Annotated in this window: 12 protein-coding genes; 7 read left to right on the top strand and 5 right to left on the bottom strand. The window is 73.9% G+C overall.

The features are described from left to right. Nucleotides 1–183: 183 nt before the first annotated feature. Nucleotides 184–1,149 (bottom strand): Bug family tripartite tricarboxylate transporter substrate binding protein, encoded by a 966-nt coding sequence (locus tag FHS88_RS06990; RefSeq protein WP_184482891.1) that lies wholly within the window; start codon nt 1,147–1,149, stop codon nt 184–186. Nucleotides 1,150–1,529: 380 nt separating this feature from the next. Beyond that, nucleotides 1,530–3,395 (bottom strand): ABC-F family ATP-binding cassette domain-containing protein, encoded by a 1,866-nt coding sequence (locus FHS88_RS06985; protein ID WP_184482888.1) that lies wholly within the window; start codon nt 3,393–3,395, stop codon nt 1,530–1,532. 121 nt (nt 3,396–3,516) lie between these two features. Between FHS88_RS06985 and ndk the strand changes: the two genes are divergently transcribed. Beyond that, nucleotides 3,517–3,939 carry a nucleoside-diphosphate kinase gene (gene ndk, locus FHS88_RS06980; protein WP_184482885.1) on the top strand — a complete coding sequence of 141 codons (423 nt, stop codon included), beginning with the start codon at nt 3,517–3,519 and terminating at the stop codon, nt 3,937–3,939. 251 nt (nt 3,940–4,190) lie between these two features. Then, entirely contained in the window at nt 4,191–4,988 is a 798-nt protein-coding gene (locus FHS88_RS06975) for an EAL domain-containing protein (protein WP_184482882.1), read from the top strand. Here FHS88_RS06975 and FHS88_RS06970 read toward each other — a convergent pair. The 3 genes from FHS88_RS06970 to purM are packed head-to-tail and all read right to left on the bottom strand — an operon-like array spanning nt 4,970 to nt 6,902. Further along, nucleotides 4,970–5,125 carry an aa3-type cytochrome c oxidase subunit IV gene (locus tag FHS88_RS06970; protein ID WP_184482879.1) on the bottom strand — a complete coding sequence of 52 codons (156 nt, stop codon included), beginning with the start codon at nt 5,123–5,125 and terminating at the stop codon, nt 4,970–4,972. The genes FHS88_RS06975 and FHS88_RS06970 overlap by 19 nt on opposite strands. 50 nt (nt 5,126–5,175) lie before the next feature. After that, the gene (gene purN / locus FHS88_RS06965; RefSeq protein WP_184482875.1) at nt 5,176–5,829 is read right to left on the bottom strand and encodes a phosphoribosylglycinamide formyltransferase; all 654 of its coding nucleotides are present in this window, start codon (nt 5,827–5,829) and stop codon (nt 5,176–5,178) included. Next, nucleotides 5,826–6,902, bottom strand: a complete 1,077-nt coding sequence (gene purM, locus FHS88_RS06960; protein WP_408902354.1) for a phosphoribosylformylglycinamidine cyclo-ligase — start codon at nt 6,900–6,902, stop codon at nt 5,826–5,828. Before purM ends, purN begins: the two co-directional genes overlap by 4 nt. 97 nt (nt 6,903–6,999) lie before the next feature. On the opposite strand from purM, the gene FHS88_RS06955 reads away from it, so the two are divergent. Genes FHS88_RS06955 through FHS88_RS06935 form a run of 5 tightly spaced genes read left to right on the top strand, consistent with a single transcriptional unit; the run spans nt 7,000 to nt 12,419 of the window. Then, nucleotides 7,000–7,728, top strand: a complete 729-nt coding sequence (locus FHS88_RS06955) for a hypothetical protein (RefSeq protein ID WP_184482869.1) — start codon at nt 7,000–7,002, stop codon at nt 7,726–7,728. Further along, nucleotides 7,712–8,317, top strand: coding sequence for a CDP-alcohol phosphatidyltransferase family protein (locus tag FHS88_RS06950; protein WP_246419591.1), 606 nt, complete (start codon nt 7,712–7,714; stop codon nt 8,315–8,317). Before FHS88_RS06955 ends, FHS88_RS06950 begins: the two co-directional genes overlap by 17 nt. Beyond that, entirely contained in the window at nt 8,314–9,492 is a 1,179-nt protein-coding gene (locus FHS88_RS06945; RefSeq protein ID WP_338146454.1) for an AI-2E family transporter, read from the top strand. Before FHS88_RS06950 ends, FHS88_RS06945 begins: the two co-directional genes overlap by 4 nt. Nucleotides 9,493–9,494: 2 nt before the next feature. After that, nucleotides 9,495–10,244: an HdaA/DnaA family protein gene (locus FHS88_RS06940; RefSeq protein WP_184482863.1), complete on the top strand. Its 750-nt coding sequence runs from the start codon at nt 9,495–9,497 to the stop codon at nt 10,242–10,244. 9 nt (nt 10,245–10,253) lie between these two features. Further along, entirely contained in the window at nt 10,254–12,419 is a 2,166-nt protein-coding gene (locus FHS88_RS06935) for an RNA degradosome polyphosphate kinase (protein WP_184482860.1), read from the top strand. Nucleotide 12,420 lies beyond the last annotated feature (1 nt).

The following is a 12,420-nucleotide window of genomic DNA, read 5'->3' as shown; positions in this document are numbered from 1 at the left end:
CGCGTATCGCTCCCGATAACCGGCGGGCAACGGCACAATCCGTGGCCTGCGAGTGTCGCGACCCGGCTTGGCGCGCCGCCGCCCTCGGCGGCGCCGCGCGCGATGCCGGCGGAGGAGGAGATTCAGCCCTTCGCCTGCCGGGTTCGCCTCCAGCCCGGACGGCCGCGCCCTCTCCCGCCGGGTTCAGCCCTGCAGCCTGATCCCCGTGATCTCGACCATCCGCCGCCAGCGCTCGACCTCCTCGCGCTGGAAGGCGGCGAATGCCGCCGCCGGCATCGGCGCGGCGACGAAGCCCTGGCCGGTCAGGCGCTCGCGCATCGCGGGCTGGTTCAGGATGCCGACCAGCGTGTCGGACAGGCGCGCGACGATCTCGGCCGGGGTGCGCGCCGGCGCCCAGAGGCCGAACCACGCATCCACCGCGAGGTCCTGCGCGTTCAGTTCCGCGAAGGTCGGCACATCGGGCGTCTCGGGCAGGCGGGCCGGCGCGCCGATGCCGAGCGCGCGCAGCCGCCCCTCCCGCACCAGCGCCACCACCTGCGGCCAGGTCGAGACGAAGAAATCCACCGTGCCGGCCACCGTGTCCGTCGTCGCCGCCGCGCCGCCGCGATAGGGCACATGCGTCGCCTCCATCCGCTCGCGGCGGACGAAGGTCTCGGCGATGACGTGGCTCGCCGAGCCGACGCCGGAGGAGGCGTAGGTCACGCGCCCGCCGCCCCGCCCCTTCGCCGCCAGTTCGGCAAGGCTGCGCGGGCCGTTCGCCGGCACCACGATGGCGTGGTGCACGGCCGCGAGCCGCGCGATGGGCGCGAAATCGGCCACCGGGTCGAAGGGCAGGGAGGGCAGCATGGCGGCATTGGCCGCATGCGTCTGGTTGTTGCCGAGGGCGAGGGTGTAGCCATCCGGCGCCGCCTGCGCGACCGCCTGGGTTCCGACGACGGCGGCCCCGCCCGGGCGGTTGTCCACCACGAAGGTGCCGCCCGGGATCGCCTCGGCCAGCGCGGCGGCGAGCGTGCGGGCCAGCACGTCGGTCGAGCCCCCCGGCGGATAGGCGACGACGATGCGCACCGGGCGCGCGGGCCATGCCTGGGCATGGGCGGCGACGGGCAGGGCGAGGGCAGGGGTCGCGAGCAGGGCGCGGCGACGGATCATGGCGGTCTCCTCCGGGCGGCGCGTCCGGCGCCGGCTCTGTCACCCTGTTCGCCCATCCCGCCCGGCGGGTCCAGAGCACCCGGTCTGTCACGCGATGTCACACAACCGTTCGTTGCGGCGGCCGGCGCCGATGGCCTAGCCTTTCCTTTACCGACGACAGGAGGGGCGTGATGCGACACACCGACCTGCCTCGGTCGCCTGTCCAGGCGGCCCGGACTGCCACGAGGGAGCAGCCCGGCCTCCAGGAACCGCCCACCGGGCGGGCCCTGTGGCCGACCTTCATGCGGCGGACCCTGGAGGACGAGAATGTGCGCCCGGCGCGGCCGCCGAGGCCGGGCGAACGGCCGCTCGCCGCGGCGCGCTGAGCCCCGCGCCGGACCTCAGGCCGCGTCGAGACGGGCTGCGATCTCGAGCCACTCCTCCTCGAGCGCGGCTGTCTCGCGCGCGATGGCGGCGCGGCGGCTGTTCGCCCAGGCGATGTCCTCCGGCTTGAAGCGCGCATAGGTCGCGGGGTCCGCGAGGCGCTTCTCGATCAGACCGTCCTCGCGCGAGAGTTTCTCCAGGCTGGCCTCGATCTCGCGGATGCGCGCGCGCAGCGGCGCGGCGGCGCTGCGCGCATCCGCCCTCTCGCGCCGCGCCCCGGCCCGGGCGCCGCCGGGCTCGGCGCGCGCCGCGCCGCGCGCCCGTTCGGCGAGCAGCGCGCGATAGTCGTCGAGATCGCCCTCGAAGGGCGTGACCGTGCCGTCCGCGACCAGCCAGAGCCTGTCCGCGACCAGTTCCACCAGATGCGGGTCGTGACTGATCAGCACCACCGCGCCGCCGAACTCCGCCAGCGCCTTCACCAGCGCCTCGCGCGCGTCGATGTCGAGGTGGTTGGTCGGCTCGTCGAGGATGAGCAGGTGCGGCGCCTCGCGCGTGGTCAGCGCGAGCAGCAGCCGCGCCTTCTCCCCGCCCGAGAGCGCGGTGATGCGCGTCTCCGCGCGGTCGGCGTCGAGGCCGAAGCGGGCGAGCTGCGCGCGGCATTGGGTTTCGCTCGCCTTGGGCAATGCGGCCTGCATGTGGCTCAGCGGCGTGCCGCCGAGATCCAGCTCGTCCGCCTGGTGCTGCGCGAAATAGCCGACGCGCAGGGACCGCGTGCGGAAGGCCGTGCCGCCCTCGGGCTGCAGCCGCCCGGCGAGCAGCTTCGCCAGCGTGGACTTGCCGTTGCCGTTCGCGCCCAGCAGCGCGATGCGGTCGTCCTGGTCGAGCCGCAGGTTCAGGTTGCGCAGAACGGGTGGGCCGCCATAGCCGACCGCACACCCGCTCAGCGAGAGGATGGGCGGGGCGAGTTCCTCGGGCGCGGGGAAGGCGAAGCGCACGGGCGTGTCCTCGACCACCGCCTCGACCGGCGGCAGGCGTTCGAGCGCCTTGAGCCGCGACTGCGCCTGCCGCGCCTTGGTCGCCTTGGCGCGGAAGCGGTCCACGAAGGACTGGATGCGCGCGCGCTCGGCGGCGATGCGCGCGTTCTGCGCCGCCTGCTGCGCCTGGCGCTCGGCCCGGATGCGGACGAAATCCGCGAAGTTGCCCGGATAGAGCGTGATGCCGCCGCGATCGAGATGCGCGATCGCGTCCACGCAGCGTTCGAGCAGCCCGCGGTCGTGGCTGACCACGATCGCCGCGCCGGCGAAGCGCTGCAGCCAGGTTTCCAGCCACATCGTCGCTTCGAGGTCGAGGTGGTTGGTCGGCTCGTCGAGCAGCAGCAGGTCGGGCTCGACGAAGAGGGCGCGGGCCAGCGCCACGCGCATCCGCCAGCCGCCCGAGAACTCCCGCGAGGGCCGCACCTGGGCCGCGGCGTCGAAGCCGAGGCCCGAGAGGATGGCCCCCGCGCGCGCCGGCGCGCTGTCGGCGCGGATGGCGATCAGGCGCTCGTGGATCTCGGCCAGGCGCGCGGGCTCGGGATGCGCCTCGGCCTCGGCGAGCAGCGCCGCGCGCTCGGTGTCGGCGGCGAGCACGACATCGAGCAGGCTCTCCTCGCCCCCCGGCGCCTCCTGCGCGACATGGCCGAGGCGCGCGCGCGCGGCGAGGCGGATCTCCCCGCCATCGGGCTGGAGGTCGCCCGTGATGGCGCGCAGCAGCGTGGACTTGCCCGCGCCGTTGCGCCCGACGAGGCCGACCTTGCGGCCGGTGTCGATCTGCAGGGACGCGCCATCGAGCAGCGGCCGGCCGGCGATGCGGATGGTCAGGTCGCGGATGGCGAGGACGGTCATGCGACGCGCCTTCTAGCCGCGCCGCGCGGCGCTGTCAGGCGCCGCCGCGCAGGGGGGTTGCGCGCGGCCCGCTTCCCGCCTATGCGCCCGCCCGATCGCAGAACGACCGAGGACAGCCGCCATGGCCATCGAACGCACCTTCTCCATCATCAAGCCCGACGCCACGCGGCGGAACCTGACCGGCGCCATCAACGCCATCTTCGAGAAGAACGGCCTGCGCATCGTCGCCCAGAAGCGCATCTGGATGTCGCGCGCCCAGGCGAAGGAGTTCTACAAGGTCCACGCCGCGCGGCCCTTCTACAACGACCTGGTGGACTTCATGGTCTCCGGCCCGGTCGTGGTCCAGGTGCTCGAGGGCGAGAACGCGGTGGCGAAGAACCGCGAGCTGATGGGTGCGACCAACCCGGCCAATGCCGCCGAGGGCACCATCCGCAAGCTCTACGCCGAAAGCATCGAGGCGAACTCGGTGCACGGCTCCGATAGCCCGGAGAACGCGGCGATCGAGATCGCCTATTTCTTCGCCGGCTGCGAGATCGTCGGCTGATACCCTGCGGACAAGGGGTCGCTCTTTGTCCGCAGCGCCTCAGGATCTGGTTCCGCGCGGGGCCGCCCGACCAGCCCCGCGCGCCATGCGAGCGAGCGCATGCTCAAGCCTCGCGCCCGCTGGCAGGAGACCGCGCCGCGCCCCGGCACGGCATTGATACGGCGCCGCGGCGCCCGGTTTCCGGGGCTTCGCTCACCGGCGTTTAACGCGACCCGCCCTTTCATGCCCGCGCCAGAGAGGCGGAGCGGCGCATGGGCGGGATGGTGGCGGAAAGCGGCGAGGTCACGGGGCTCGGGGCGGAACTCGCCGCGACGCTGGCGGCGGGCGGGGCGGGCCTGCGGCTCGACCTGCAGCCGGTCTGCGCGGCCGCGAGCCTCGTCCCCGTGGGCTACGAGGCGCTGCTGCGCTGGGACCATCCCGACCTCGGGCCGCTCGGCGCGCTCGACGTGCTCGCCGCGGCGGAGGCCGCCGGGCGCGGGGTCGCGCTCGATGCCTGGGTGATGGTCAATGCCTTCCGCCTGCGCGCGGCCTGGCCGCGCGGCGGGCCCTGGCTCGCCGTGAACGTCTCGGCGTCGGGCATCCTGGGCGGCCATGCGGCGCCGATGGTGCGCGCCGCGCTGCAGGCCACCGGGGTGGATCCGCGCGGCCTCGTGCTCGAACTGCCGGAGGCTGCGGTGGTGCGCGACCTCGGCGCGGCCCGGGCGCTGGCGGCGCATCTGCGCGCCTTCGGCATCGCGGTGGCGCTGGATGATTTCGGCGGCGCGCTGGGCCCGGCCCGCGCGCTGCGCGACATTCCCTTCGCCTCGGTCAAGCTGGACCCGGCCCTGACCGCCGATCTCGAAGGCGAGGGGCCGGTCGCGGCGCGGGCGCGGGCGGCGGTGGCGGCGGTGGTGGACCTCGCCCACGCCATGGGCGCGATCGCGGTCGCCGAGGGCGTGGAATGCGCGGGCCAGATGCAGGCGCTGCGGGCCGCGGGATGCGACGCGCTGCAGGGCTGGCTGCTGGGCCGGCCGGGCGCCGGCCCGCTGCCTCAGCCCCAGATCAGGTAGAGCAGGATCAGCGCGATCGCGACCGCGGCCGTGGACCAGGTGATGAAGGTGGTGAACCCGCCCCAGGCGGCCTGGCGCTCCGCGAGGATGTCGGTCGCCTTCACCTCGACGAATTCATAGCTCTGCTGTTCGGCCACGGAACGTCCTCGCGCGCTGTGTTCGTTGAGCGTTTAGGAAGCGCGGCGCCTCAGGGCAAGGGGTTGAGCAGCGCCCCGGATGCGCCCGCCGCGCCGTCCACCACGGCCCGCCCGCCCTCCAGCCGCACGCGCCCGGCGGCGAGCCAGGCGAGCGCGGCGGGGTAGAGGCGATGCTCCTCGGCCAGCACCCGCGCCGCGAGGCTCGCCTCGGTGTCCCCGGGCAGCACCGGCACGGCGGCCTGGGCCAGGATCGGCCCCTCATCCACCCCCGCGGTCACCAGATGCACCGTGCAGCCATGCAGCCGCACCCCGGCGGCGAGCGCGCGGGCATGGGTATCGAGCCCCGGGAAGGCCGGCAGCAGGGAGGGATGGATGTTGATCATCCGCCCGTCCCAGCGGGCCACGAATCCCTCCGTCAGCACCCGCATGAAGCCGGCGAGCGCGATGATCTCCGCACCGTGGCGCGCGATCTCGGCCTGCATCGCCGCCTCGAACCCGGCCCGGTCGCCCTTGAAGGCGCGGCTTTCCACCACCGCCGTCGGCACGCCGCGTGCGGCGGCATGGGCAAGGCCCGGCGCCTCGGCGCGGTTCGAGAGCACCAGCGCGATTTCGGCCGGATAGGCCGGGTCCTCGGCCGCCGCGAGCAGCGCCGCCATGTTGGACCCGCGGCCGGAGATCAGCACCGCGACGCGGCGGCGGCTCATGCCGGCCAGGCGGGGCCGAGGTTGCCGATCCGCACGCCGGCCGCGCCCTCCCCGGATTCGAGATGGCCGATGCGGCAGACCGCCTCTCCATGCTCGGCGAGCAGCGCCGCCGCGGCCTCGGCGTCCCTGGCCGCCACCACCAGCGCCATGCCGATGCCGCAGTTGAAGACGCGCAGCATCTCCTGCGGCGCCACGCCACCGGTTTGCGCGAGCCAGGCGAAGACCGGCGGCGGCGTCCAGGCGCGGGCATCGAGCGCCGCGACCGTGCCCGCGGGCAGCACGCGCGGCAGGTTGCCGGGCAGCCCGCCGCCGGTGATGTGCGCGGCGGCCTTGAGCAGGCCCGCGCGATGCAGCGCGAGCAGGGGCTTCACGTAGATCCGCGTCGGTTCCAGCAGCGCCTCGCCGAGCGAGCGGCCGGGCGCGAAGGGCGCCGGGGCGGCAAGGCCCACGCCCGCGCGTTCGAGGATGCGGCGGACCAGCGAGAAGCCGTTGGAGTGCACGCCCGAGGCCGCGAGACCCAGCACCACGTCGCCGGGGCCCACATCCCCGCGCGGCAGCAGCGCGCCGCGTTCGGCCGCGCCCACCGAGAAGCCCGCGAGGTCGTAGTCGCCCTTCGCATACATGCCAGGCATCTCGGCGGTCTCGCCGCCGACCAGCGCGCAGCCGGCGATGCGGCAGCCCTCCGCGATGCCCGCCACCACCTCCCGCGCCGCGGCCACATCGAGCGCGCCGGTCGCGAAATAGTCGAGGAAGAACAGCGGCTCGGCGCCCTGCACCACGAGGTCGTTCACGCACATCGCCACGAGGTCCACACCCACCGTCGCGTGGATGCCGGCCTCGATCGCCACGCGCAGCTTGGTGCCGACGCCATCGGTGGAGGAGACCAGGATCGGGTCGCGGAACCCGGCGGCCTTGAGGTCGAACAGCGCGCCGAAGCCGCCGAGGCCCCCCATGGTGCCGGGGCGGTCGGTGGATTTCGCGAGCGGCTTGATCGCGTCCACCAGCGCATCGCCGGCCTCGATGTCCACGCCAGCGGCGCGGTAGGTGAGGGGGGAAGACGGGGAACTGGTCAGGGCAGCCTCCGATCGGGTATTGGCTGGCAAGCAAGGGCCGCGCGAAGCGGCACGTCACCGCCGGCCCCGGGCCGGCCTTGAAGGGGTTGGGGGCGCGATGCCGGACAGGTCCCGCACCGCGCGGGCGCGCGGAAAGAACCATGCGGCGGCGCTGATCGCAACCGCCCTGCTCGTCCTCGCCCCCGCGCCGGTGCCGGCGCAGGACGCACCCGCCGCCGTCTCCTTCACGCAGCGTGGCGTGCCGGCCGAGGCCACGGCCGAGAACGCGGTGATCGCGCGCGAGCGGGCGCTCGCGGCCGGAAGGCGCGCCGCCTGGGAGCGCATCGCGGCGGCGACCGGCGCCTCGCGCACCCTCTCGGACGCGCAGATCGAGGCGATGGTCTCCTCCATCATCATCGAGGAGGAGCGCACCACGCCGACGCGCTATGCCGGGCGCATCACCGTCAACTTCAACCCAGCCCGCGCCCGCGCCATGACCGGCGGCGCCGGCGTGGCCGAGGGCGGCGCTGCGCCTCCGGGCGCGCCGGCGGGCGAGGGCACCGCCCAGCCGCGCCCGCCAGCCGCCGGCCCCGCCGTGGCCACCGTCGAGGCGGTGGCCCTTTACGGCTCGCTCGAGGAATGGCTGGAACTGCGGCGCCGCCTGCGCGGCGGGGCGGCGCGGATCGAGGTGATCGCCATCTCGACCGACCGGGCGCGGCTGCGGCTCGGCCTGCGGACGGCACCGGGCGCGGCGGCGGAGGATTTCGCCCGGCAGGGCGTCTCCTTCGTGCCGGGGTCCGGGGCGCCCGGGGATGCCTGGCGCGTGGGCCTTGCCGGACGCTCCTGACCGCCTGCGGCGGCCGCTCCCCCCCTCGGCCGATGTCGAGGCGGGGCTGTTCACGCTGCCGAACCTCATCACGCTGGCGCGGCTCTGCGCCGTGCCGGCGGCGGTGTGGCTGATCCTGCAGCACCGGCTGGACCTCGCCTTCCTGGTCTTCGTCGGCGCCGGCGTCTCGGATGCGCTGGACGGCTGGCTCGCCAGGGTGCGCAACGCGCGATCGGCGCTCGGCGCGCTGCTCGACCCGCTGGCGGACAAGGCGCTGCTGGTCTCGGTCTATGTCACGCTCGCCGCGATCGGGGTGCTGCCGGACTGGCTCGCCATCATGGTGGTCTTCCGCGACCTGCTGATCGTGGGCGGCGTGCTGTTCCTCTGGGTGCTGGGCTTCCCGGCGCGGATCCGGCCGCTCCTGGTCTCGAAGGCGAACACGGCGGCGCAGATCGGCCTCGCCGCGCTCGCGCTGCTGCTCAAGGGCTTCGGCCTCGCCGCGCCCAGCCTGCTCGAGGCGATGATCTGGCTGGTGGCGGCGACCACCCTCGCCTCCGGCGCGGCCTATGTGGTCCAGGCCGCGCGCATGACCGGGGAAGGTGCCGGGTGAACGAGGCGCCGCGCCCGCCCGCCCGCCCCGATCCCGGCGCGCGCCCGGTCGTGCCGGCGCCGGCGGCGCCGCGCTTCCCGCCGCCGGCAGCACCGCGCACCGCCACGCCGCGCCAGCGCGTCGCGCTGATGCTCGGCCTCGGCGGCGCGCTGCTCTTCGCGCTGTGGCTGTTCCAGGGGATCCTGACGCCCTTCGTGCTGGCCGCGGTCATCGCCTATTTCCTCGACCCGCCGGCGACGCGGCTCGCCCGGCTCGGCGTGCGGCGCGGGCTCGGCGCCTTCTTCCTCATCTTCCTGCTGATGGCGTTCTCGCTGCTGGCGGTGCTGCTGTTCTACCCGCTGATCCTCGCCCAGCTCGGGATCCTGCTGCAGCGGCTGCCGAGCTACGTCGCCACCCTCGCCGCGCTGCTGCGCGACGGCCTCATCCGCCTCGAGGAGACGCTGGGGCCGGAGATGGTGGACCAGCGGCTGCGCGAGCTCGCCATCGGGCAGGTCGGGCCGATGATGGCCTGGGTCGGCACCGCCGTGACGCGGCTGGTCGGCAGCGGGCTCGCGCTGTTCCAGGTCTTCACCTTCGTCGTCGTGGTGCCGGTGGTCGCCTTCTACCTGCTGCGCGACTGGCCCGTGCTGCTCGGGCGGATCGAGAGCTGGCTGCCGCGGCGCAACGCGGCGGTGCTGCGCCAGCTCGCGCGCGACACGGACCGTGTGCTCTCGGCGTGGCTGCGCGGGCAGCTCCTGTGCTGCGCGGGGCTCGGCGTGTTCTATGCCGTCGCGCTGCAGCTCGCGGGGCTCGAGCTCGGGCTGACGGTGGGGCTGATGGCCGGGATCCTCTCCTTCATCCCCTATGTCGGCTCGCTGACCGGCTTCCTGACGGCGGTGCTGCTGGCGATGGGCCAGTTCGGTACCTGGAACGAGGTGCTCGTGATCGTCGCCATCTTCGTGGTCGGGCAGACGATCGAGGGCTACGTGATCTATCCCTACCTGCTCGGCGACCGGGTGGGGCTGCATGCGGTGTGGGTGATCTTCGCGCTCTTCGCCGGCGGGGTGGCCTTCGGCTTCCTCGGCGTGCTGCTCGCGGTGCCGATGGCCGCGGCGGTCGGCGTCGTGGCGCGCTACTGGCTGCGGCGATACCTCGAAAGCCCGCTCTACCTCGACCCGCCGCGGACGGGGGGCTGAGCATGGCCGCGCCCGTCCGGGGGGGGCGGCAATTCGCCCTGCCGCTGTCGCTTCCCGCCTCCTCCGCGCGCGCGGATTTCCTCGAGGATGCCTCGAATGCCGAGGCGCTCGCCTGGCTCGACCGGCCAGGGGAATGGCCGCTCGGCCGTCTTGCCCTGTTCGGCCCGGCCGGGGTGGGCAAGTCCCACATCGCCCGCGCGACGGCTGCCGCGCAGGGCTGGCGCTTCCTCGAAGGCCCGGCCCTGCGCGGCCTGCCGCCGCCCGGACCCGGCGGCACCGTGCTCGACGACGCCGATGCCGTGGCCGAGGAGCGGGCGCTGTTGCACCTGATCAACCTCTGCGCCGAGCGGGGGGAGCGGCTGCTGCTGGTGGGGCGCGAGCCGCCGGCGCGCTGGCCGGTCGGCCTGCCCGATCTCGGCAGCCGGCTGCGCGCCACCGCCTCGGCCGGGATCGGGCGGCCGGAGGATGCGCTGCTCGGTGCGCTGCTGGCGAAACTCTTCGCCGACCGCCAGCTCCGCGTCGCGCCCGATGTCCGCGCCTGGCTGCTGCAGAGGCTCGCCCGCGACGCCGGGACGCTGGCCGAGGCCGCCGCGCGGCTCGACCGTGCGGCGCTGGCCGCGCGCGCGCCGGTCACGCGCAGCCTCGCCCGCGCGGTCCTCGCCGGTTGGGAAGGCTTCGGCGAGGCGGCCGATGATGACGCTTCGGAGACGTTTGCGGAGGCGGCCTCGCCCGGCACGGCCGCGCTGCTGTAGTCTGCGGCCATGACCGATGCCCCTCCAGCCACGGCCGAGGACGCCGAGGCGCTGCTGTCGAGCCCCGCGCGCTTCATCAACCGGGAGCTCTCCTGGCTCGCCTTCAACCAGCGCGTGCTGGAGGAGGCGGCGAACCCGCGCCACCCGCTGCTCGAGAGGCTGCGCTTCGTCGCGATCTCGGCCTCCAACCTCGACGAGTTCTATTCCGTGCGCGTCGCCGGCCTGGTCGGCCAGGAGCGCGCCGGCATCACCAAGCTGAGCAATGACGGGCGGACGCCGGCGCAGCAGCTCGTCGCCATCCACGACCGGGCGCAGGCGCTGATCCAGGGCCAGCAGGCGGCCTGGAGGGAGCTGCGCGGCCTGCTGCGGGAGGCGGGGGTCATCGTCTGCGACCTGGGCGAGCTCGACGCCGCCGACCGCGAATGGCTGCACGGCTACTTCATGGACCGCGTCTTCCCGGTGCTGACGCCGCTCGCGGTGGACCCGGCGCATCCCTTCCCCTTCATCGCCAACCTCTCGCTCTGCATGGTGCTGAAGCTGGTGCGGGAGGAGGATGGCGGCACCATGCGCGCGCTGCTGCCGCTGAGCCCGCAGGTGCAGCGCTTCGTCCGCCTGCCGCCGCGCGAGGGTGCGGCGGGCATCCGCTTCGTGCAGCTCGAGGATCTGATCCTGCTGTTCCTCGACCGGCTCTTCCCCGGCTTCATCCCCGCCGAGACCGGCCTGTTCCGCCTGATCCGCGACACCGACGTGGAGTTCGAGGAGGAGGCCGAGGACCTCGTGCGCTCCTACGAGACGGCGCTGAAGCGCCGCCGCCGCGGCCGCCCGATCCGCCTTTCCGTCACCGCCGCGACGCCGGCGGACATGATGGACTTCGTGGCCGACGAGCTGGAGGCGCCGCGCTCGGAGCTGTTCATCGTGGACGGGCTGCTGGGGCTTTCGGACCTCACGCAGCTCATCGTGGACGACCGGCCGGACCTGCTCTTCACCCCCTACACGCCGCGCTTCCCCGAGCGCATCCTCGATTATGGCGGGGATTGCTTCGCGGCGATCCGGGCCAAGGACATCGTGGTCCACCACCCCTATGAATCCTTCGACGTGGTGGTGCAGTTCCTCCGCCAGGCGGCGCGCGACCCCAACGTGGTCGCGATCAAGCAGACGCTCTACCGCACCACGCGGGACAGCCCGATCGCCAAGGCGCTGATCGAGGCGGCGGAGGCGGGCAAGTCCGTGACCGGCATCGTCGAGCTGAAGGCGCGCTTCGACGAGGAGCGCAACATCGCCCTCGCGCGCGAGCTGGAAGCGGCCGGCGTGCAGGTCGTCTTCGGCTTCGTCGAGCTCAAGACCCACGCCAAGGTCAGCCTGGTGGTGCGGCGCGAGGGGCAGCACCTGCGCTCCTACGCGCATTTCGGCACGGGCAACTACCACCCCGTCACCGCGCGCATCTACACCGACCTCTCCTACTTCACCGCCGACCCGGCGCTGACGCGCGACGCGGCGAAGCTGTTCAACTTCATGACCGGCTATGCGCGGCCCGAGAGCATGGAAAAGCTCGCCTTCTCGCCCCTGACCATCCGCCCCACGCTGCTCGCGCTGATCGGCCAGGAGATCGCCTTCGCGAAGGAGGGCAAGCCGGCCGCGATCTGGCTCAAGATGAACTCGCTGGTGGACGAGGCGCTGATCGACGCGCTCTACGCCGCCTCCCGCGCGGGGGTGAAGGTGGATGCGGTGGTGCGCGGCATCTGCTGCCTCAGGCCCGGGGTGAAGGGCATGAGCGAGAACATCCGCGTCAAGTCCATCGTCGGCCGCTTCCTCGAGCATTCGCGCGTCGCGGTCTTCGGCAACGGGCACCGGCTGCCCTCGCGCCGCGCCAAGGTGTTCATCAGCAGCGCGGACTGGATGGCGCGCAACATGGACTGGCGCGTCGAGACCATGGTGCCGGTCGAGAACCCGACCGTGCACGCGCAGGTTCTCGACCAGATCATGGTGGTGAACCTCAAGGACACGATGCAGTCCTGGCAGCTCGGCCCCGAGGGCGACTGGAGGCGGCTCGATCCGGGGGATAAGCCGGTCTCGGCGCACGAATACTTCATGACCAACCCCTCGCTGTCCGGCCGCGGCAGCGCGCTCAAGGGCAGCGCGCGGCGGCCGCGGCAGGACCGCGTGCTGCAGGACTGAC

Source organism: Neoroseomonas alkaliterrae, from assembly GCF_014199195.1.
GTDB lineage: Bacteria > Pseudomonadota > Alphaproteobacteria > Acetobacterales > Acetobacteraceae > Neoroseomonas > Neoroseomonas alkaliterrae.
The sequence above is the reverse complement of the archived record's forward strand: the minus strand, read 5'-3'. Positions and strand labels throughout refer to the sequence as shown.